The sequence below is a fragment of the Daejeonella sp. AP26 genome, assembly GCF_056680515.1.
In genome coordinates, this window is sequence record NZ_CM155286.1 from 2,966,670 (window position 1) to 2,987,630 (window position 20,961).

Annotated in this window: 17 protein-coding genes; 9 read left to right on the top strand and 8 right to left on the bottom strand. The window is 43.6% G+C overall.

Annotated features, from left to right (window positions below; genetic code table 11):
- Nucleotides 1-2: 2 nt before the first annotated feature.
- From AC1MCB_RS12660 to hemA, 6 genes are all read right to left on the bottom strand, one after another.
- Nucleotides 3-710 carry a response regulator transcription factor gene (locus AC1MCB_RS12660; protein WP_479965088.1) on the bottom strand — a complete coding sequence of 236 codons (708 nt, stop codon included), beginning with the start codon at nucleotides 708-710 and terminating at the stop codon, nucleotides 3-5.
- Entirely contained in the window at nucleotides 700-1,575 is an 876-nt protein-coding gene (locus AC1MCB_RS12665; protein ID WP_479965089.1) for a sensor histidine kinase, read from the bottom strand. Before AC1MCB_RS12665 ends, AC1MCB_RS12660 begins: the two co-directional genes overlap by 11 nt.
- A gap of 33 nt (nucleotides 1,576-1,608) precedes the next feature.
- Entirely contained in the window at nucleotides 1,609-2,982 is a 1,374-nt protein-coding gene (hemL, locus tag AC1MCB_RS12670; RefSeq protein WP_479965090.1) for a glutamate-1-semialdehyde 2,1-aminomutase, read from the bottom strand.
- A 73-nt stretch (nucleotides 2,983-3,055) separates the two neighbouring features.
- Nucleotides 3,056-4,024, bottom strand: coding sequence for a porphobilinogen synthase (gene hemB, locus AC1MCB_RS12675; protein ID WP_479965091.1), 969 nt, complete (start codon nucleotides 4,022-4,024; stop codon nucleotides 3,056-3,058).
- Between the two features lie 50 nt (nucleotides 4,025-4,074).
- A complete protein-coding gene (hemC, locus tag AC1MCB_RS12680; protein ID WP_479965092.1) occupies nucleotides 4,075-5,661 on the bottom strand; it encodes a hydroxymethylbilane synthase in 1,587 nt (528 codons plus the stop codon).
- A gap of 90 nt (nucleotides 5,662-5,751) precedes the next feature.
- Nucleotides 5,752-6,978 carry a glutamyl-tRNA reductase gene (gene hemA, locus AC1MCB_RS12685; RefSeq protein ID WP_479965093.1) on the bottom strand — a complete coding sequence of 409 codons (1,227 nt, stop codon included), beginning with the start codon at nucleotides 6,976-6,978 and terminating at the stop codon, nucleotides 5,752-5,754.
- A 232-nt stretch (nucleotides 6,979-7,210) separates the two neighbouring features.
- On the opposite strand from hemA, the gene AC1MCB_RS12690 reads away from it, so the two are divergent.
- The 3 genes from AC1MCB_RS12690 (at nucleotide 7,211) to AC1MCB_RS12700 (ending at nucleotide 8,600) form a co-directional block, all read left to right on the top strand.
- Nucleotides 7,211-8,041, top strand: coding sequence for an alpha/beta hydrolase family protein (locus AC1MCB_RS12690; protein WP_479965094.1), 831 nt, complete (start codon nucleotides 7,211-7,213; stop codon nucleotides 8,039-8,041).
- Between the two features lie 66 nt (nucleotides 8,042-8,107).
- Nucleotides 8,108-8,314: a hypothetical protein gene (locus AC1MCB_RS12695; protein WP_479965095.1), complete on the top strand. Its 207-nt coding sequence runs from the start codon at nucleotides 8,108-8,110 to the stop codon at nucleotides 8,312-8,314.
- Nucleotides 8,315-8,318: 4 nt separating this feature from the next.
- The gene (locus AC1MCB_RS12700; protein ID WP_479965096.1) at nucleotides 8,319-8,600 is read left to right on the top strand and encodes a type II toxin-antitoxin system RelE/ParE family toxin; all 282 of its coding nucleotides are present in this window, start codon (nucleotides 8,319-8,321) and stop codon (nucleotides 8,598-8,600) included.
- A 29-nt stretch (nucleotides 8,601-8,629) separates the two neighbouring features.
- Here the strand turns inward: AC1MCB_RS12700 and ispG are convergent, their stop codons facing one another.
- Both ispG and AC1MCB_RS12710 read right to left on the bottom strand, forming a co-directional pair.
- A complete protein-coding gene (gene ispG / locus AC1MCB_RS12705; protein WP_479965097.1) occupies nucleotides 8,630-10,654 on the bottom strand; it encodes a (E)-4-hydroxy-3-methylbut-2-enyl-diphosphate synthase in 2,025 nt (674 codons plus the stop codon).
- 436 nt (nucleotides 10,655-11,090) lie between these two features.
- Entirely contained in the window at nucleotides 11,091-11,732 is a 642-nt protein-coding gene (locus AC1MCB_RS12710; RefSeq protein WP_479965098.1) for a DUF4159 domain-containing protein, read from the bottom strand.
- A gap of 136 nt (nucleotides 11,733-11,868) precedes the next feature.
- On the opposite strand from AC1MCB_RS12710, the gene AC1MCB_RS12715 reads away from it, so the two are divergent.
- The 6 genes from AC1MCB_RS12715 (at nucleotide 11,869) to AC1MCB_RS12740 (ending at nucleotide 20,960) form a co-directional block, all read left to right on the top strand.
- On the top strand, nucleotides 11,869-12,873 hold the full coding sequence (locus tag AC1MCB_RS12715; protein ID WP_479965099.1) for an AAA family ATPase: 1,005 nt from the start codon (nucleotides 11,869-11,871) through the stop codon (nucleotides 12,871-12,873).
- A 24-nt stretch (nucleotides 12,874-12,897) separates the two neighbouring features.
- A complete protein-coding gene (locus AC1MCB_RS12720; RefSeq protein ID WP_479965100.1) occupies nucleotides 12,898-13,785 on the top strand; it encodes a DUF58 domain-containing protein in 888 nt (295 codons plus the stop codon).
- A gap of 35 nt (nucleotides 13,786-13,820) precedes the next feature.
- Nucleotides 13,821-15,335, top strand: a complete 1,515-nt coding sequence (locus AC1MCB_RS12725; RefSeq protein WP_479965101.1) for a BatA domain-containing protein — start codon at nucleotides 13,821-13,823, stop codon at nucleotides 15,333-15,335.
- Nucleotides 15,328-17,448, top strand: a complete 2,121-nt coding sequence (locus AC1MCB_RS12730) for a hypothetical protein (protein WP_479965102.1) — start codon at nucleotides 15,328-15,330, stop codon at nucleotides 17,446-17,448. The genes AC1MCB_RS12725 and AC1MCB_RS12730 overlap by 8 nt, the downstream gene beginning before the upstream one ends.
- A 2-nt stretch (nucleotides 17,449-17,450) precedes the next feature.
- Nucleotides 17,451-19,235 (top strand): hypothetical protein, encoded by a 1,785-nt coding sequence (locus AC1MCB_RS12735; protein ID WP_479965103.1) that lies wholly within the window; start codon nucleotides 17,451-17,453, stop codon nucleotides 19,233-19,235.
- A gap of 90 nt (nucleotides 19,236-19,325) precedes the next feature.
- Nucleotides 19,326-20,960: a TldD/PmbA family protein gene (locus AC1MCB_RS12740; protein WP_479965104.1), complete on the top strand. Its 1,635-nt coding sequence runs from the start codon at nucleotides 19,326-19,328 to the stop codon at nucleotides 20,958-20,960.
- The last annotated feature ends 1 nt before the right edge of the window (nucleotide 20,961 follow it).

Sequence of the window (20,961 nt, forward strand, 5' to 3'; positions counted from 1 at the left end):
TATTATTGCGAGTTATCCGTGAATTTATATCCTACTCCCCTGATCGAGTGAAAATATGTAGGATTCTTTTGATCAGGTTCAAAGTATTTACGGAATGTCAGAATAAAATTATCAATAGTTCTGGTTGAAGGATAAACGTCATAATTCCAGACTGTCTCAAGGATTTGCTCCCTCGACACGGCTTCGTTCCGACGCTCTATCAGAAGCTTTAGTAGCATTGTCTCCTTTTTGGTCAGCGGGGTAATGCTTCCGTCTTCATTCTTTAATTCGAATGAATTAAAATAAATGGTTTTATCGCCAATCTTATAAGAATTAAGTTCTTTTAAGTCGTCTCCCTTTAAGCTTCTTTTCACCAGAATACCGACACGAAGGATCAATTCCTCGAGGTTAAAAGGCTTTACCAAATAATCGTCAGCACCCTTTTTAAGACCTAGAACGCGGTCTTCACTGGTATTTTTAGCTGTAAGGAACATGATCGGGACCTCGGAATTTTCAAGCCGGATGGTTTCAGCCACCTGGAAACCGTCGATCTCTGGCAACATTACATCCAAGATGATCAGGTTAAAGCGTTCCTCTTTGAAGATCTTGAGTGCTTTCTTACCATCAGTTGCTGTTGACACCTTGTAGCCTTCCAGCTCAAGGTTTAATTTGATGGCTTCCAGAAGATGCTCTTCATCTTCAACCAAAAGGATACGTTGCTTACTTGCCATGTGCGTTAAATATAACTTCGAAAACCGTTCCCGAAGGATGATTGTTTTTCACTTTAATATGAGCCTGGTGTTTATCCAAAACCTGTTTAACAATAAACAGGCCTAATCCAGTCCCCTTTGTCTTACGTGTGTCCTCACTTCCTACCCGGTAAAACTTTTCAAAAATACGCGATTTTTCCGTATCCGAAATTCCGATCCCCTTATCTGCCACTTCAAAGTGCACATGTCCATTATTCGAAAAAAGTTTAACGACTACTTCTGCGCAAGGCGGAGAATATTTAACCGCATTCTCAATCAGGTTGGTTACAACTGACGTTAAAGCAAATTTATCTCCGGTCATCTTGATATTTCTTTGCAGCTCAGTTGCTATAATCTGCGAATTACAACTGTGAACCTGAAGGCGCTCGGCAATTCTTTCCACAAGCTCAGAAAAATCAAATACTTCCTTTGGGAACGTATATGAGTTATTCTCGATCTTGGTTGCGATAAGCATATTTTCAACCAGGTCATCCAGACGTTCGATATCCTTAAGCGAATTATTAATGAAATATTGCTGCTTCTGCAAATCCAGATCTCGTTTTAATATGGTTTGCAAGTACAATTTTATCGACGCCAATGGAGACTTTAACTCATGAGTTACAGACAGCAAAAAGTTATTTTGCTGAGTATGCAGCTTACGTTCCTTGTTAAGTGCCCTGTGCAATTTATAAGCGCCTACTATAAAGATCATAAGGAATACGGCAGTCTCTCCGAGGATCATCCCCATACGCTGAGGTTCTGACTTGATCAGCAAAACACCCCACCACACCAATTGCGCAAAGGCATAAATGATCAGGAAATTAAAAATAACTAATGGCTTCTTCATTTCTTATTTCCGAATCTTCTTAAATCGAATGGGCTATTTATTTCTGAATACAATATCAAGACTTTCAACAATAGCCCGTTTCGCTTTTTCAAGTTCTACTTTAGTGTGTGCCGAGGAAACAAACCCAACCTCATAGCCAGAGGGTCCCAGATAAATATTCCGGTTTAACAATTCCCGGTGCATAATCTTGAACTTTTCCATGCTTGAGGGATCAATTTCCTCTGCAGTCTTTATAGTTTCTTTATCTGTAAAGGCAAACCAGAAAATAGAACCGATAGAAAACACTTTGAATTTATAGTTCCTCGCTGTTGCAAAACGCTGAATAGACTCAGTAAATTCTTGAGTCTTTTTGTTCAGATCCTTATAAAAAGAAGGTCGCAATAACTCGGTCAACTGAGCCAGACCTGCTGCCATTGCCACCGGATTACCGGATAGAGTACCTGCCTGGTAAACCGGTCCCTCAGGTGAAATATGACTCATTATTTGCACAGATGCACCATACATTCCCACCGGCAACCCTCCGCCTATAATTTTGCCGTAAGTAACGATATCCGGTTTAACATCGTAATGCTTAGCGGCGCCTTCAAAGCCAAGCCGGAAGCCGGTAATTACCTCATCAAGGATTAGAAGCGTTTGATTTCTTGTACAAATGTCTCTTAAAAATGCAATGTACTCTGCATCCTGGATCAGTAAGCCATTGTTAGCCGGTACACCCTCTATAATTACCGCAGCAATCTGGTCTTTGAACTGTTCGAAAGCCTGCTCTACAGCTGACCTATCGTTCAGTGAAACCACTATCGTTTCATCTGCAAATGACTTCGGGATACCAGCTGAAGAAGTTTCACCAAAAGTAACCAGTCCTGAACCAGCCTTTACAAGCAGCGAATCAGCGTGCCCATGGTAACAGCCTTCAAATTTTAAGATCTTATCCCGTCTAGTATAGCCCCTTGCCAGCCTGATAGCCGACATAACAGCCTCTGTTCCAGAACTAGTAAAACGGATTTTTTCAACGTATTTATTATTCTTTAAAATGAGAGCAGCAAGATCGTTTTCCAGGGCCGTAGGAGCGCCAAAGCTCATCCCATTTTGCATTGCTTCAGTAACAGACTCTCTTACTTTTGCATTGTTATGCCCCAGGATTAATGGGCCCCATGATCCGCAAAAATCAATAAATTGATTTCCATCTGCATCCCATACATAACAACCATCGCCTTTTTGAATAAAAAGAGGCGTTCCGTGTACTGACCGGAATGCCCTTACCGGTGAATTTACTCCCCCGGGGAAATACGTTTTTGCCTTTTCATAAAGTTCGGCTGATTTTTCTCTTACAATGTCCGGTTTTCCGGTTGTTGAAACCGGGGGGTCATCTTCCGATCCTGAGAATATTTTTTTTAGAGAGTCTAACATGATAAAAATTGAAAAGCGTCAATTCAAAAACAAACGGCAAAAAGGTTAGTGGTAATTCTTAATTTATAATTGTCTACATCCAGCCATTCTCTAATATCTCGCGGGCATGATAGGTAATGATGATGTTCGCACCTGCACGGCTAAAAGCGTACATGTTTTCCATTATCACTTTTTGTTCATCAACCCAGCCATTTCTGGCCGCAGCCTTAACCATCGAATATTCACCCGATACATTATAACAAGCTACAGGCAAATTTGTATTTTCTTTTAAACGATGAATAATGTCCAGGTAAGCCAAAGCAGGTTTTACCATCAAAATATCAGCTCCTTCTTCCTCATCTAAAAAAGCTTCCCTCATTGTTTCACTCGGGTTTCTAAAATCCATCTGATAGGCTTTGCGATCACCTTTGCCCGGAGCTGAATCGGCTGCTTCGCGGAAGGGGCCATAATATGCGGAGGCAAACTTAATGCTATAACTCATAATGGAGGTATTTTCAAATCCCGCGCCATCCAGTTTCTGACGAATACCCAGGATACGGCCATCCATCATGTCCGATGGCGCAACCATATCAGCCCCTGCTTCAGCATGAGATAAAGACATCTTAGCCAACACTTCAACGGTTGCATCATTTTGCACATAGTCATTGTGTAATATACCACAGTGCCCGTGAGTAGTATAAGCACAGGTACATACATCGGTAACTACATACAGGTCGTTTCCAAATGCTTTTTTCAATTCGGTAATTGCGTTTACAACTACCGACTTTTCGCTGTAGGCCGAGCTTGCATCCTCGCTTTTTTCCTCGCCAACGCCAAATAGCAAAACCTTGTTGATGCCTAGTTTCAGCGATTTCTCAACATCCTTAACCAGAGTGTCAACCGAGAAGTGGTTAATCCCAGGCATTGCATCAATGCCATGAGTGATATTGTTCCCGGGTACCACAAAATGCGGATAAATGAACATATCTTTCGATAATCGGGTCTCGGCAACCATCTCACGCACTATAGGTGATTTTCTTAATCTTCGCGGACGAATTAGCATAGGGATAGTATTTATAAGATTTTGCTCATGAAAATCTCCGGGTAAATATTTTAGAAATCCAGGCCAAATACAGCTTCGGCAAGCCCAATTTCGTCTGGAGAGTACGGCAGGGTATAAGAAACTCCCATTTCATCAAACTTTTTACCGGTAGATTTGCCGATACAAACAACTTTCTGTCCCGGCTCGAGTAGATTGTCCTGGAAGTAAGCCTCCACATTTGACGGACTCGTAAAGATCAGCACTTCGGCAGAAGAACCTTCTACCCGCTCATCCATAACCGTTTCGTACACTGGAAGGTCTATAATTTTACTCTCTGAACTTAGTGCCTGCTGCACAGTACGCAAAGAATCTTTAGCACCAGGGAATAAAACCGTTGATCCATTTGCCCGGAGAGCAAATTTTTCAGCGATATCTGAGGTATCAATTCCCTCATCCTCACCGTTGAAATCTGCCGCTTTTCCAAACCTTCTTAAAGTATCTTCTGACGCCCGGCCCAGTACACCAAACTTTACAGCTTTCGGTAAAGCAGGCTCAAGCTTAAAAAAGTACTCTATTGCATTCTTACTGCTAAAAAAGATCCACTTTACATACTTTAATATAAACGGATTCAACTTATTAATTGTCGGAAACGTCTTAATAAGCGAGCGATCCTCAATATGGATCTGGTGTCTTTCTAAGGCCCGCCGTAAATAACTGCTCTCAGGCAAATTGCGGGTGATAAAAATATGCTTAGGGTATCGTCTCTTACTGTCAAATTTCGCTACGATCTTTTCGGCAAGCCCATCAGTATGAGCAGCCTCGGTAAATAACCGGTCAGGAAAATCATCGCCATCATTCGCTTTCGCTGTCCAGACCTGGAACATACCTTCATCGTGGCGGCAATAGCAGCCTAAAGGCATCTGACAACCGCCTTTAAACATATTTAAAACCTTGCGTTCCACCGCTATCTGTTCGGCTACAGCCGGATCGTTTATTGATTGCAGCGTGTCAAACAGCTCTTTATCGCTTTCGCGAATTTGTAGCGCCAATACACCCTGCGCAGGTGCCGGAACTAATTCCGTAGGATCAATTTCTTCAACATGAAATTCGGAAAGATCAAGATTCAGACGTTGGATGCCTGCCTTGGCAAGCATGATCGCATCATAATCTTCATCCCGTAACTTTTGGATTCGGGTAAGAACATTACCGCGCAGATCGTTAATTTCAAAGTCGGGGCGTACGGCTAAAAGTTGAGCTTTACGGCGATTGGAAGAAGTTCCTACCATGCCCCCAAATTTTACAGAAAGTTTTTGCTGGATATCAACGCAATCCTTCAAAATCAACAGTAATTCCGAAGGATGTTCACGCTCGGAAACCGCCGCTACTATAAGCCCTTCAGGATGATTGGTGGGAAGATCTTTATGCGAATGGACCGCCAGATCGATAGTGCCATCCAGCAATTCCTCTTCCAGCTCTTTGGTAAAGAACCCCTTACCTTCCAGCTTGTCGAAGCTCAAATTCAATATCTTGTCACCCTGCGTTTTGATAATCTTGAGCTCAGCCTCAACGCCAATCTCTTCTAATCTTGACTTAACATAATTGGCTTGCCATAATGCTAATTCACTTCCGCGGGTACCGATAATTATTCTTTTTGCCACTTTACAATAAAATTGTCCGGAATAAATTTACTCCAAACATTGAAATAATAGGATGATTATTAGGATTCGATCCAGAAGACCGATCAGGATTTATACGTTATTAACCAGAATATCTTTCGCCATGATCATCGGAACACTAATATACTTCTTCTCCATATAGTTAATGATCTTGTCTAAGACATCGCGCGAATTTTGGTCAAGACCTTCCAGATCCTGCGCAAAAATAGAATTAATGGCCAGACTTTTAATTTCCTTAATCTTTTCAGGAACCTCGCGCATGGCAATTTCGATGCGACGTTGCTTTAAGATGGGACCAAATTCAACGATGTTCTTTTCGATAATCCGTTCGGCATTAATCAGCTCGTCATAACGTTCCTGCAGGTTGCTGTTAGCAATCTCCTGCAAGCTATGTACTTCAATAAAATGAACCGGGTAATTTGATACTACCTCCGGACAAGTGTCATTCGGTACGGCTAAATCAACTATTACTTTCTTTTCAGTTTCGCCGTTTAACAACGACTGATATATTTCTTCGGTTATAATGGGTTCAACTGAACTGGTACAAGTAATAATTACATCGAAACCCTTCTTATAATCCTTAAGGTCGTGCAAATCGTAAGCTTCACCCTGAAGTTCATTTGCCAGATTTACAGCTTTTGATTTTGTCCGGTTAAATATGGCAAAGTTCGAAAATTTGTGCTTTTTTAAGTACTTGGCAATATTTTGATTTGTTTCGCCTGCTCCGATAATCAAAATGCGGGCATTTGAACACAAATTAAACTCCCGCAATTTTCTATAAGCTAAGGAAACAACTGAAATTGGTTTCCTCGAAATGTTGGTATCTGTATAAACTTCCTTGGCCGTTTTAACAACCCGGGCCATGATCAGCCTCAGATAATCACCCGTGAAGCCACTTTCTTTACAGGTATTATATGCCTTTCTTACTTGCGCCAGAATCTCTTTCTCACCTACAACCAAACTTTCCAATGAGCAGGAAATTCGTAATAAATGGTTTAAAGCTTCATCAGACTCGTAAACCGAGACCTGCTTTGAAAAATCTTCAAGTCTTTCTTCAGGAACGCAAAAGTTTAGAGTACGAATAAAGTTCTGTATAAACTCCGGTGTGATGTCTGCCGAGGCGGTAAACACAAATTCCACGCGGTTGCAAGTGCCTATGTAGAAGATTTCAGTAATTTCGAACTTGGTTTTTACCGCTTGCAGTCTTTCTTCGAGGGTCTCGTTACAGATTACAAACTTCCCCAAGTCCTTCAGGTTTATATGTTTGTGCGTAAACGCTATGACTTTTAGATCTTTCAACTACCGATATCCTATTGTTATGAACAGCAACAAAAGTAATCAATAAGCCATGCCGTACGTGTCACTTGTTTGTCAAACGCACATATTTAGAAAGGTTATAAATAATTGTTAAAAAATGTTAAATTTTAAAACCTGAAAACAGCCAAATTAGCGAATTTAAGGCTGTTTCCCGATTTATAGTGTTCAATATTAATGCAGTCACACAATCAATAAATTTAAACGTTATGCCGTTATGATCTTGCAACAAACCTTTATAATCCCCGGCTCTGGTGGTAAGCCCATGCTGGCTGATTTGACATATGACAATGATCACAAAAATGCACCAATGGTAATTTTTGTACACGGGTTCAAAGGGTTTAAAGACTGGGGAACCCACAACATGGTTGCCGAGTATTTTGTGCAAAAAGGTTTTCGCTTTTTTAAATTCAATTTCTCACATAATGGAACTACACCTGAAAACCCCATCGACTTTGCCGATCTCGGTTTATTCAGCGATAATACATTCACTAAAGAATTTTACGATCTCGACCAGGTGATCAACTTCGTTGGTAGTGGCAAAGAGTTCAGTCCGGCTGTCCAGGTAAGCCTGATTGGCCATAGCCGGGGGGGAGGTATTTGCATCATCCAGGCAGCCAAAGATCCACGGGTAAATAAACTAATCACCTGGGCTGCGATAGCTGATTTCAGCAGCTTATGGAAAAGAGATCAACTTGCCGAGTGGCGGGAAAAGGGCGTGATTTACACTTATAACACACGTACCAAACAGAATACCCCATTAAAGGTCAACCTCCTTTACGATTTGGAAAAACATCATAAAGAATATAATATCCTCGATGCTGCGGCAAGGATAAATATCCCCTGGCTTATAATTCACGGCGACGAAGACGAGAATGTATTATTAACCGACGGCCAGCGGCTACAGGATCGTAACAAAGAATCCGAATTCATGATCATACCCTACGCAAATCATGTTTTCGGAGCTTCGCATCCCTACGCCAAAGAAGAAATGCCCCTGCAGTTGCAGCTGGTTTGCGAGAAGAGTGTGGAGTTTTTGACTGAGTAGGTATTTCTTTCAGAAAACCAGCTGCTATTATTTACCTTATAATAATAAAGTGTAAATTTAAAAGATATGGCAACACTGATTATTGAAGGTAACGATAGCTCAAAATTGAAATTACTAGCTACTTTGGCGAAGGAGTTAGGTTTATCCGTAAAAAAAAGATCGACGTCAGATAGAATACTTAATGAAGAAACTCTTGCTGCGCTCGAAGAATTGAATGCTGGCAAGGGTAAAAAATTTGACACCGTACAGGCTTTATTTGATAGCATAAAGTAAAAAGGTGTACAGCATCATAACCTCAAGCAAGTTTCTTAACGATCTAAAACTATTAAAGAAACGTTCCCTAAAAGATTTTAACCATTTGCATGAGGTAATTGGTGTCCTTGCGGAAAAAGGAGTCAAAGGACTTGACAAAAAGCATTTGCCTCATAAACTAAGCGGCAGGTATCAAGGTCTCTGGGAGTGTCACGTGAAGTCAGACTTGCTTTTAATTTGGCGCGAAGACGAAACTATTTATTTGATTGAACTCGTGCGTTCCGGCACGCACTCAGATTTATTCTGAACGTCGCAAGACGGGATGATTTTTCCCACTCAGTCTTTTTCTAAACTCTCCACCTCTATCCAGTTTCCGTCTTCACGAATAATGTCAATCAGTTCGTTCAGAGCATTCTCTGTGTTAACGTTCTTCTTCACCACTTCCTTACCCCTGTATAAGGTGATCTTTCCCGGACCGGTGCCTACATATCCGTAATCCGCATCGGCCATTTCACCCGGGCCGTTAACAATACAGCCCATAATGCCAATCTTCAAACCTTTTAAATGATCGGTGCGGCTGCGGATCATCTGCGTCGTTTCCTGAAGGTCAAATAAAGTGCGCCCGCAACTCGGACAAGAAATGTATTCCGTTTTTGAAATTCGTGATCGGGTAGCCTGCAGGATCCCGAAGGATGTAGTCAATATCGTCTTCAGCGGAATCGAAGGTGCCTGCGCCCATATTCCATCGCCTAATCCGTCGAGCAGTAAACCGCCCAGATCGGTGGCCGCATATAACTGAAAGTCTTCAGGGGTACTCAGATATTCAGCTTTGGAGTCAATAAGGTCATTAACATACTTGCGGCTGATAATCACCGGAACCTCGATTCCCGCCTCCATCAGCTTAAAAAAGGCCTGCCGCTGATCAGCAAGCCCATGTTTGCTGTCCGTTTCTAAAACAAAAACCAGGGTATGATCTGGTTGAACCTGGTTGAACAGTTCGCTACCAATTTCCTGATTGCTGACACATACCAGGTTTAAAGACCGGTCATGAACATTTGCTTCAATAAACTCCGTTAAACTGTATAAAGGATGACAATTGGTTTTGTCAGCCAGACTTTGCCAGGTACTGTAATTATATAGTTGCTTCAGATTTCCCGGTAGGGAAAAAGAAGGTAGTTCATCGGCCAGGTAAACAAAATCGGTGGACTGCTCGCCCATGTTGTACTTGTCGAGAATGGCAGAATACACATACCCTACCCCTGTTAAAACCGCAGGATCTTTCAAATTCTCTTTCGAAACATCAATAATCACCCGCGGAACCTGGTGTCCTCCGATAAAGGTATTTAACTCGGCCGTTTTACGCTTGTCATAAACATAGGGGCTGAAATTACCAGGAAAAGTATTTTGAACAACCGGTGATCCTAACAAATCTGTTTGACCAGCAATATTCAGCCGATTGTGATATCTGTTAGCTAAAGCAATTGCTACGGGAGCTTCAAATTCCGGATCTTCAGTTAAGGAAACCCGTATAGTGTCACCTAAGCCATCTTCCAGTAGAGTGCCAATACCAACGGCCGATTTAATCCTGCCGTCTTCACCGTCACCTGCTTCAGTAACGCCCAGGTGCAAAGGATAATTCATCCCTTCTTTCACCATAGTTTCTACCAACAAACGGTAGGCTTGAACCATCACTTGCGGGTTACTCGCTTTCATGGAAACCACCAGATTGTAGTAGTTCATGTCCTCGCACATCCGCATAAACTCCATAGCTGACTCTACCATCCCCTGCGGCGTATCACCGTAATGGCTCATGATACGATCAGATAAAGAACCATGATTGGTACCTATGCGCATGGCAGTACCATACTCTTTGCAAACCTTTACTAACGGCGCAAATTTCTGATAGATGCGTTCCAGCTCGGCCTGGTACTCAGTTTGAGTGTATTCGAAATTTTCGAAGCGCTTCTTATCAGCATAGTTGCCCGGATTAACCCGTACTTTTTCGACAATGCGGGCAGCCGCCTCGGCAGCATTCGGGGTAAAATGAATATCAGCAATAAGGGGAACATTGTAGCCGCGATTCCTTAATTCCTTTTTTATCAGTGCAAGATTCTTTGATTCCTTAACACTTGGCGCTGTAATCCGCACATACTCACAACCTGCATCCACCATCCGTATCGTCTGTTCAACGGTACCGATGGTGTCCATTGTATCAGTTGTAGTCATACTTTGAATGCGAATGGGATTATGAGCGCCCATGGCAATGTCGCCAATGAATACTTCACGGGTCAGAAACCTTGAGTAGGTGGTTAAGGAATTACAATAGCGGCCTTTTAAAATATTTAAAGTCTCAGGAATCATGCAAACAGATAGAATTTCACAAAAATACACAATCAAACGCTTACACCGTTGGCCAGATTGTAAAAGACAGAATTAAAGAATCTCATGTGTCTGTCAGACAAATTAATTTGACTGTTGGTACCACAAAATACTCCCCTAAAATTGGTTACCAAAAGATCAGATCATTTTCATGATTTACACTGAATATATTTTCAACAACTCCTGATAAAAGTTCACTTGTAGAATGCTAGTAGTTTGCTAGTACTTTCTTACTGGCAAACTACTAGGAAACTACTAGGAAACTACTAGGAAACCCCTATGAAAGCTTGTTGAAAATCAACTTAAAATTGAAATTGTTAAGAACAAAAATCGGTCCTTCCGGACTTCTTTTCCAGTGAGTAAAAAAGCCAGGAGATTTAAACGGTTTGAGGTGAATAAAACCTTTAAGAAAATGGGATTAGGCTCCCATCGCATAGACCACAATATTGACCCCAAACTTGGTGTTGTCTTCTGCTAAGAACCGCTTATTTCGGAAATCGTAGTCCCATTCGCAGCCATAATCTTTGTTGCTGTAGAGAACCGAGATTCGGCCATTCACTTCTATGGCTTTGAGGTAATCATGCACCAGGTCATCGCCCCAGCCGTTTAATTCGAATGAAGTTGTGGGTGGGCCTTTTTCAAATTTGAAAAAAGAATTATAGATTCGGTGGTCGTTGGGAATTTTCTTCAGCGCTTTCGGACCGAACAGAGCGGCCATTTGAGCTTCAAACGAGCGGGCGAAAAGGCCGTCAATATCATGGTTGCAGTCATCTACAAATACGAATCCTCCGTTTTGGACATACTTTTTGAAGTTCGCTTTTTCCTTTGCATCAAACTGGACTAGCTTGTGGCCGCTTAGATAAGCGAAGGGATACAGGAACAGTTCTTCGCTGGCCAGGTCAACCACTTTCTCTTCCATGTTAATCGGGATGGTGGTATACTCAAGTAAGGAATTGAGGATATTTGAGGGCATCCGCTGATCGGTATCCCAATTACCGGATCGGTAGCGTAACCTCGCAAACGTAAATTTAGACGCAAACATTCCCCTAAAATAGGGCATTAAAGCAAATCAGTGCTTAAATAATTAATAGAGTACTTGTAATTTCTATGATACTAATGGCTTAAGTCCCGTTTATTATTAAAATATTTCTAATTTTCTGCGAATAAAGTTCCGTTCTAAACTAATTTTTTATCCGTTGGAGATTTCAGAAAATACCGTTGGCCAATTATTGAACAAGCTTCCGCAGCTCCGGAAGGAAATCGCAAAAGTGATTGTCGGACAGGATCATGTGATTGAAGAGATGATCATCGCTTTGATGGCTGGCGGGCACTGCCTGGTTGAAGGAGTACCCGGATTGGCTAAGACATTAATGGTGCGGACATTGTCGCAAGCACTTGACCTTTCATTCCGCCGTATACAGTTCACACCCGACCTGATGCCTTCAGATATTATCGGCACGGAAATACTGGAGGAAGATCATGCAACGGGTAAACGCTTCTTTAAGTTCAATAAAGGTCCGCTCTTCGCTAATATCGTGCTGGCAGATGAAATAAACCGTACCCCGCCCAAGACACAATCCGCCCTGTTGGAGGCTATGCAGGAATTCGAGGTCACGTACGGCGGACAAACATACCCGCTCGACAGGCCTTTCTTTATCCTGGCTACGCAAAACCCGATCGAGCAGGCAGGAACTTATCCCCTTCCGGAAGCGCAACTGGACCGTTTTCTCCTGTATATTAAGATCGGTTATCCTAGCGCAGAGGAGGAATTCGGGATCCTGAACAGTACAACTGGTTCGATTAAAAATACCGTTAACCCGGTCCTGAATGGCGAAGATATCCGTCAGCTGCAGGCGCTGATCAGGGACGTGACAATCAGCGATGATCTTATTGAGTACGTCAGCACGCTGATCCGTTCGACGCGGCCGGAGACGACCGACATACCATATATCAAAGATTGGGTACGCTGGGGGGCGGGCCCAAGAGCGGGTCAAGCTCTCATACTTACCGCCAAGGCTCGGGCGTTATTTAAAGGGCGCTATGCGGTACTCATGGAAGATCTCCATGCGATGGCTTACCCGGTATTGCGCCACCGGATTTTAATGAACTTCAAGGCCGAAGCTGAAAACATCACCACCGACAAGGTTGCGGCAGAACTAATCAAAACCGTGGAAAGACCCAAAGTGCTAAGCCCGCTTTAAACTCCTGCTTCAAATTTTCCTGTCATGAGCAAAGTATTAAATCCCCAAACCATCATGGCCATTAAGGACCTCTCCTTAGCGGCAAAAATGATCATTGACGGATTTATGACCGGAATAAACAAAAGCATTATTAAAGGCCCTGGAATGGAGTTCAGCCAGTACCGCAGCTACCAGCCCGGCGACGACCTGCGCTGGCTGGACTGGAAGATGTATGGCCGGTCTGACCGGTATTATATCCGCGAGTCGGAAATGGAAACGAACATATCGGTTCGCTTACTAATCGATGCAAGCGGCTCCATGAATCATGAGGATGCGGGTATCACAAAGATAGATTATGCACGTTACCTGGCCGCTGCCCTGGCCTACCTGGCGCACCTGCAGAGCGATGCGGTGGGTCTGTATTTATTTCATGAGGGCGAGTTGAGTTCGCTTGCATCCCGGCAGGACTTCCAGCATCTGTCGCGACTGTTTTATCATTTAGAAAATTTAAAAGCCGGCGGGCACTTCACTTCAGAAAGCCAGTTCGACGATATCTACACCCGTTCGCGAAAGCGGGAACTTCTAATTTTCATCACTGATTTCTATGAACAGGATGGCGAGATCTTCAAGCTCCTCGACACACTGACCGCATTGAAGAACGAGGTAGTGGTGTTTCACCTGATGGGCAGGAATGAGCTGGAACTCGATTTCAAAGGCTTTACCACCCTGGAAGACCTTGAAACCGGCGAAACCGTTGAGTTTAATTCCGGCTCGGCAGAGAAACTCTATAAAGAGAATCTTGAAAAGCACCTTTCAAATGTGAGGACACAGTTGCTGGAACGAAACGTAGCATATAAGCTTCTCAGGACGGATGAGCCCTTAGATCAGGCTTTACGTGAATTTCTGAAGCAACGAAATAATATAAAAATATAGATTCTGTGCTGCAGCTACTTAACCCCATATGGCTTTTGGCAATCGGCGCGATCATCATCCCGCTGGCTATCCACCTGTGGAGTCTAAAGAAAGGCCGGACACTGAAGATTGGGAGTATTCAGCTGTTAGGCGAAAGTTCAAAGCAAAACTCCCGAAGCCTTCGCTTCCAGGATCTGTGGTTATTACTCCTGCGCTGTTTGTTGTTGATTATTCTGGCGTTACTGCTCGCCGCTCCCCTGGTCATCAGGAAAATGCCGGCAGAAAAAATTAGGGGTTGGATACTGCTGGACAAGGATCATTTGGAGGAGAGTTACCAGGCATTTAAACCCACGATCGATTCGTTGGTGAGACTCGGCTTCGAAACTCATTACTTTAACCCGCGATTCGAGAAATTCAATTTAACCGACACCGCTGAAATTATTGATGATGACCGACGGGGTTCATTACCGCAACTTTCCTACTGGTCGCTGGCACGGGCTCTGGATGAACAGTTGCCCGCCAACGCAAGCGCTTATCTATTCACAAATGATCGGATGAGCAGATTTGCGGGAAGTCGTCCGGTATTAAAATCAGGATTTATCTGGAAGACTTATAGATCTTCAGATTCCGTCTTTAATAAAATTGCCGAAGTGTTCCTAACGCAAGGGGATAGTTTGAGGATTGTGCTGGAGCAATCAACACCAAGAGGTGTAACTTATTCTTTGGAAAACACATCAACAAAAGACCTGAATCCCGCCTATGAATTGACTTCCGTTAACCGAACGGCGATCCGGTTCAATTCATCCCAGGGCGTTGAAAACCATCTGGACAGTTCATCCGTGGCCATCGACACTTCGGAATTGCGTATTGCCTTATATACTGATAAGCATCGCGCCGACCTTGCTTATGTAAAGGCGGCGCTTGAAGCCGTTCGGAGTGTTAGCCAGCGCCGGATCTCCGTAAAAAGTTTTTCTGACCCAGACAACCTTCCGGCAGGTTTAGACTGGATCTTCTGGCTTTCGGAATCTCCTTTGAAAGAACAAATTAGAAACAGGGCAAAACATGTATTCACCTATCAGCCCGGAAGGACATTAGCCACAAACAATGCCTTGATAAGTAGTAATGATGCTTCCTTTGATCATAAAAATACCCGACTTTACAAGAGAAAGTCTGTAAATGATCCTGACAAACAAGATCCTCTGTGGGAAGATGAGACGGGAAATACGATTTTATCGCGCACATCAATCGCTAAGCAATCAGAATATAAATTTTGTAGTCGCTTTGATCCTGAGTGGAATGATCTTGTTTGGGAGCCCCGATTCCCGGAGGCTTTGCTGCGGCTTATTTTAAACCGGCATGAAAACACTTTTGACCAGGCACGTAATGACACACGCTCCATGTCACTTTCGCAGATCGTACCTGTCAGAGCCATGCAAGTGTCGTTGCAGCCTGAAGAAATGAGATCAGAAGAGACGCATTTGGATAAGTACTTATGGATGTTACTCGCGCTGTTGTTCGCAATAGAACGATGGTTTACGCACAAACGGAGATCGATAACCGCAAATGGCTAAGACTGGAAAAGAATATATCCTTGCTATCCGCAGAACATGGTGGTTGAACCTTTTGATGACAGGGGTGCTGATTGCTATGGGTTGCACGGCTGTTATAGTCAGTTTTCTTTACCGGGCAGGTGATATTTCGTTACTCTGGGCTGTCCCACTATTTGCCGCTATCCTGTTTGCCATCTTCAAAATCGAAAAACGCTGGGAGGTCAGTGATACCGACGTCTCTCGCTTTCTCAATGAACGTTTCCCGGAGCTGGAAGAAAGCACGCAGTTGTTTTTAAAACCACAAAATTCATTAAGCTTACTTGAAAAAATTCAATCGGCAACTATTGAACAGCGAATACCGGCGCTGCCGGCTATAAGACACAAGTCTTTATTCTTTAGGATAGCGGCGGTTTTAGGCTGTATGGCTATTGCGTATACTATTTGGTTATTCCCTCTGGATACTGTAGAGAAGTCAACGTCATCTTTGGTAGCAAAGTCTAATGTCATTTCGCCTACAGCTAAGCCGGTTGTGCTTCCCGCAAAGGTCCGCTCCGCAAAGATCTCGATCATACCACCAGTTTATACGCGTAAGACTACCCGTAATCAAAAAGAATTTGCTTTAACCGCCGAAGACGGTTCGCAGATAGTTTGGCGCATCGAGACCACGGAACCTGTTACTGCCTTAAGTTTTTTATTCAATGATAAAGAAAAGGTAAGCCTGCAGGCGATTAATAAAAAGAAGACCTTGTGGCAGGTTCGCAAGACCCTAACGGCGCCAGGTTTTTACCAGGTGAAGGTCAATGAGAAGCTATCTGATCCTTATCCTTTGCAACTTATCAAAGATCAGGCTCCCGTTATTCGCCTCATCGCACCTGAACAATATACTACTATTGATTTTGGCCAACCACAAAGGACTATATTGAAGGTATCTGTAACCGATGATTATGGGGTCCGCAGCGTTGTTATCATGGCAACAATTGCCAGCGGTCAGGGCGAGGGGGTCAAATTTAAGGAACAGCAGTTGTCTTTTTCGTCAGACTTCAAAGCACTTAAGCGCAGCTACGACCTTCAGAAGACAATTGACCTGAAGGCACTGGGCTTGGTTCCGGGCGATGAACTTTATTTCTACATAAAAGCCCTCGACAACTTTAACCAGGAAAGCAGGTCAGAATCATACATTGTTTCTATTGCGGATACCGCCGAACTAATGAGCATGGACGGAATGGCGAGTGGGGTGAGTTTGGTTCCGGAGTATTTCAGGAGCATGCGCCAGATCATCATTGATACGGAGAAGCTGATTAAAGATCGCTCTGTCATAAGCACTTCTGAATTCAGTGACCGCAGCAATAACCTGGGTATCGATCAAAAGCTTCTGCGTTTGCGATATGGGAAATTCCTGGGTGAGGAAGGCGGAGAAGAAGATCACGAAGAACACAGTGATGAGGAACCCGCGGCTTTTGGCAATACCGACGCGATACTGAATGAGTACGGCCATAATCACGACAATGCGGAAGATGCTACTTTCTTTGAGCCGGAACTGAAATCGCAGCTTAAAGCCACGTTAACGGAGATGTGGAACTCGGAACTTCGCTTAAGAACCAACAGACCTTCGGAGGCTTTACCCTACGAATACAAAGCTTTACGCCTATTAAAGGATCTTCAACAAAAGTCGAGAGTGTATGTAGCTAAGACTGCCATTAGAACTACTCCTCTTAAAAAAGAAACCCGCTTAAGCGGAGAACTTGACAAGATCATTAATCCATTCAATTTAAAAAAGCTCCCTACTCAGGAAGACCCACTGGATGCTTTAAAACAAATGCCCGGAGTAATCTACAAGTTGGGAAATAAGGAGAAGCTTAACAACAACGACCTCCAAATTGTAGCCAAAGCCAATACCACGCTAAGCAGCAAGGCAGTAGCAAATCCATCAAATTATTTAGGGGCGGTAGTGGCCATACGTAAAATAATGAATGGCAAGTATAATTCATTAAGACAATTGGATCTAAAACTTGTTGAACGGGCCCTGCAGCGTGCAATAGGAACTACTTCCCGACTACCTCAGCCTCATTCCCGGGAACTTAGTTCAGACCTTTCGGAACAATATTTCAAAAACCTTAATAATTTACGCCGGTAAATATGGATTGGAACTACTTGGTAATTGCAATCTCCTTGATCCTGATCTTTTTGCTCGTGCTGCTGGAATGGCGAAGAAAGGCGCGCAAGAACCTGGCCTTGCGGATACTTGCTTCTGTACTTGCGGTAGCGGCATTGGCATTCATCGCCCTTCCGCCGAGGTATCAAAGGGATAATAAGTCAGACGATGCAAAAACAGTTGTTCTATTAACGCAAGGTTTCCATAAAGACAGTCTTTCCGGATTTTCCAACCCGCTATTCATCGCCAGCGACAAAAAACTGTTAGACCAACCAGGCATCAAGAGTGGCATTCATGTTCCTTCCCTCGACTACTTTTTGTCAGTGAATTCCAACATAAAGTTACTCCATATAATAGGCACAGGCCTGCCGGATGAAGAGCTTGCGTTGCTGGGAAATACCGGTGTCCGCTTTCACCAGTCCGTACCGGCGTTTGGATTCCAGCAAGTAGCCTGGCGGTCGTTGATCAAAAGCAGCGACAAGTTGGTAGTTTCTGGAAAGTTTAATAATACGTCCGGTAAGGATGTTAAGATTATGCTTCAGGGGCTAAGCAGCAACCTCGACTCCGCGATGATCAGCGCAGACAGCTTGGGAAAATTCAAATTAAGCTGTGCTCCCCGACAGCTTGGTACAGCTATCAATTATTTAGTTGTGACGTCAGGTAAGGATACCCTCTCAGTAGAAAAGGTTCCATTGCAAGTTGAGCCGGTGAAGCCTTTGAGGATCTTTATCCTTTCATCAGCCCCCAGCTTTGAAGTGAATTTTTTAAAGCGATGGCTTGCAGAAAATAAGTTTCCCCTCGCCTTTCGCAGTAAGATTAGTAGTGGAAAGTTTAATACTGAGTTTCTAAATATGGATCCGGTAGCTCTTAACTTTCAGTCCACTACGCTGGATAAGTTTGATGTAGTTATATCCGACGAAAATTCGATCAACGAGTTAAGTCGGCCGGATATTTCTTCTTTGGGGAATCATGTGAATCTGGGGCTGGGCTTACTGATCATAGACGATGAGGACGTCAAACTCCGGGGAGCTTTTGGAACTCCATTTCCTGTCCTGCCGATCGCTGATGCGAAAACCATTTCGGTCAACTTTCCCGACCTTCAGTTTCCGACATTGCTTCCTGGCATTGGAGCAAATCACCTTGCTCCGCAACCCTATGACCAGCCGTTGGTATGGGATGGTAAGAACCGCATCCTTGTGAATAGCTCGAATTCGGGCTTAGGACGCATTATTTTCAGTACACTAAACAGCACCTATTCCTTAAGTCTTTCAGGAAACAGCACTGCATATGGGTCAATATGGGCTTATTTAATTGAGAAAGCTGCACGTCAGCAAAAGCCGGATAACCTGATCCGGATTGTTGATCGTTTTCCGGTGGTCGATCACAAAGCGGAAGTAGTTTTTAATAGTAAATCAGCTGAAGTTCCTGAGCTTTCTACAGACGAAACTGAAATAGCTTTGAAGCAGAATGCCGATCTACCGCAGCAGTGGCAGGGTTTTTATTGGCCGGTTAAATCAGGCTGGAATACCTTAAAAACTGCCGATGGGGATAACACGAAACAGTTTGTCTTTGAGCAGGGGGACTGGTTGAGCGTAAGAAATGCCCTAAATGCGTTAGCCACCAATAGATTCGCTGAACAATCAGCCAAAAGCCCGGCGAACGGCCCATTTGATTCTCAAGATATACGGGAAAAAGTACCACCTATATACTTCTATCTTCTTTTACTCGGTTGCTGCAGTTATTTGTGGATTGAGCGAAAGTATTTGTAGAGGGTGGTTTACTTATTTATTTCGAATAAGTACATTGAACTTTTATACCATTGAAACCAGACATATAACAATAAACCTAAACTGAATATTTTGAAAAGAAGAGACTTTATTTACCTCTCGGGAATTGGGATTGGCGCTTCGATGCTTCAATCTGTCCCCGGATTTGGTCGGGAGATCTCGATGGAAGAGGCTTTAATTCCTGTTGATCCGGCACTAAAAAAACAGCTGGCCGATGTCGCCTTAAACGCCGCCCGTTCAAAAGGCGCTACGTATGCCGATGTACGCATTGGGCGCTACCTGAACCAGGTGGTTGCCACGCGTGAAAAACGGGTCCAGGGAATCGCCAATACGGAGTCATATGGTGTAGGTATCCGTGTATTAGCTAACGGAAGCTGGGGATTTGCCGCTACTAACATCGTCACTTTAGATGAGATCGCTAAAACGGCTGCAAAAGCAGTAGCCGTTGCCAAAGCAAATGCAAAGATCCAGGGCACGCCTGTACAATTAGCTCCGCAGAAAGGTTACGGGGAGGTGTCCTGGAAAACCCCTATTCTGAAAAATGCTTTCGAAGTTCCTGTTGGAGAAAAGATAGACCTGCTGATGGCAAGCAATGCGGCTGCTATGGCAGCGGGGGCTAACTTTGTCAACTCAGCCATCTTTGCGGTCAACGAGCAGAAATATTTTGCTTCCACAGACGGATCGTATATCGACCAGGATATTCACCGGATTTTCCCAACTTTCACAGTAACAAAAATTGACAAAGTTTCAGGAAAATTTGTTACCAGGGATTCCTTGAGTGCCCCAATGGGTTTGGGATATGAATACATTGAACCGCGGGCTGCGAGCAAAGTCAGCGGAATTGTTACTCGCTATAAAGATCGCTATGATATTCTGGAAGACATAAAATCGGCAACTTCAGATACAGCTCAGAAATTAACTGCAAAATCTGTTGAAGCAGGGAAGTATGATCTGGTGCTGGATCCATCTCACTTGTGGCTGACCATTCATGAATCGGTAGGCCATCCTTCTGAATTAGATCGGGTTTTAGGCTATGAAGCCAATTACGCAGGAACGAGCTTCCTCACGCTGGATAAATGGGAATCTAAAAAATTCAATTTCGGAAATAGCCTGGTGAACATTACCGGGGATAAGACGGAACCTGGTTCGCTGGGAGCAGTGGGCTATGATGACGAAGGTGTCAAATGCAAAAAGTGGGATATTATAAAGGACGGAATATTGGTTGACTACCAGGCAACACGTGACCAGGCACACATCCTTGGCCTTAAGGAATCTCATGGGTGCAGTTATGCACAGGGCTGGGACGATGTTCAATTCCAGCGCATGCCAAACGTTTCACTACAGCCGGGCAAAAAGAAACTAAGCGTCGACGACATCATTAAGGATGTAGAGAAGGGTATTTACATTATTGGTGATGGGTCCTACTCTATCGATCAGCAACGATATAATTTCCAGTTCGGCGGGCAGACTTTCTATGAGATCAAAAACGGGAAAATTACCGGGATGCTCAATGATGTAGCTTACCAATCAAACACCCAGGAATTTTGGAATTCCTGCGCGGCAATTTGTGATGAAAGTGATTATCGGCTTGGCGGAACATTCAATGATGGAAAAGGCCAGCCTTCGCAGTCCAGTGCGGTGTCGCATGGCTGTCCAACAACTCGTTTTAACGGTGTAAACGTAATTAATACAGCACGAAAAATTTAAT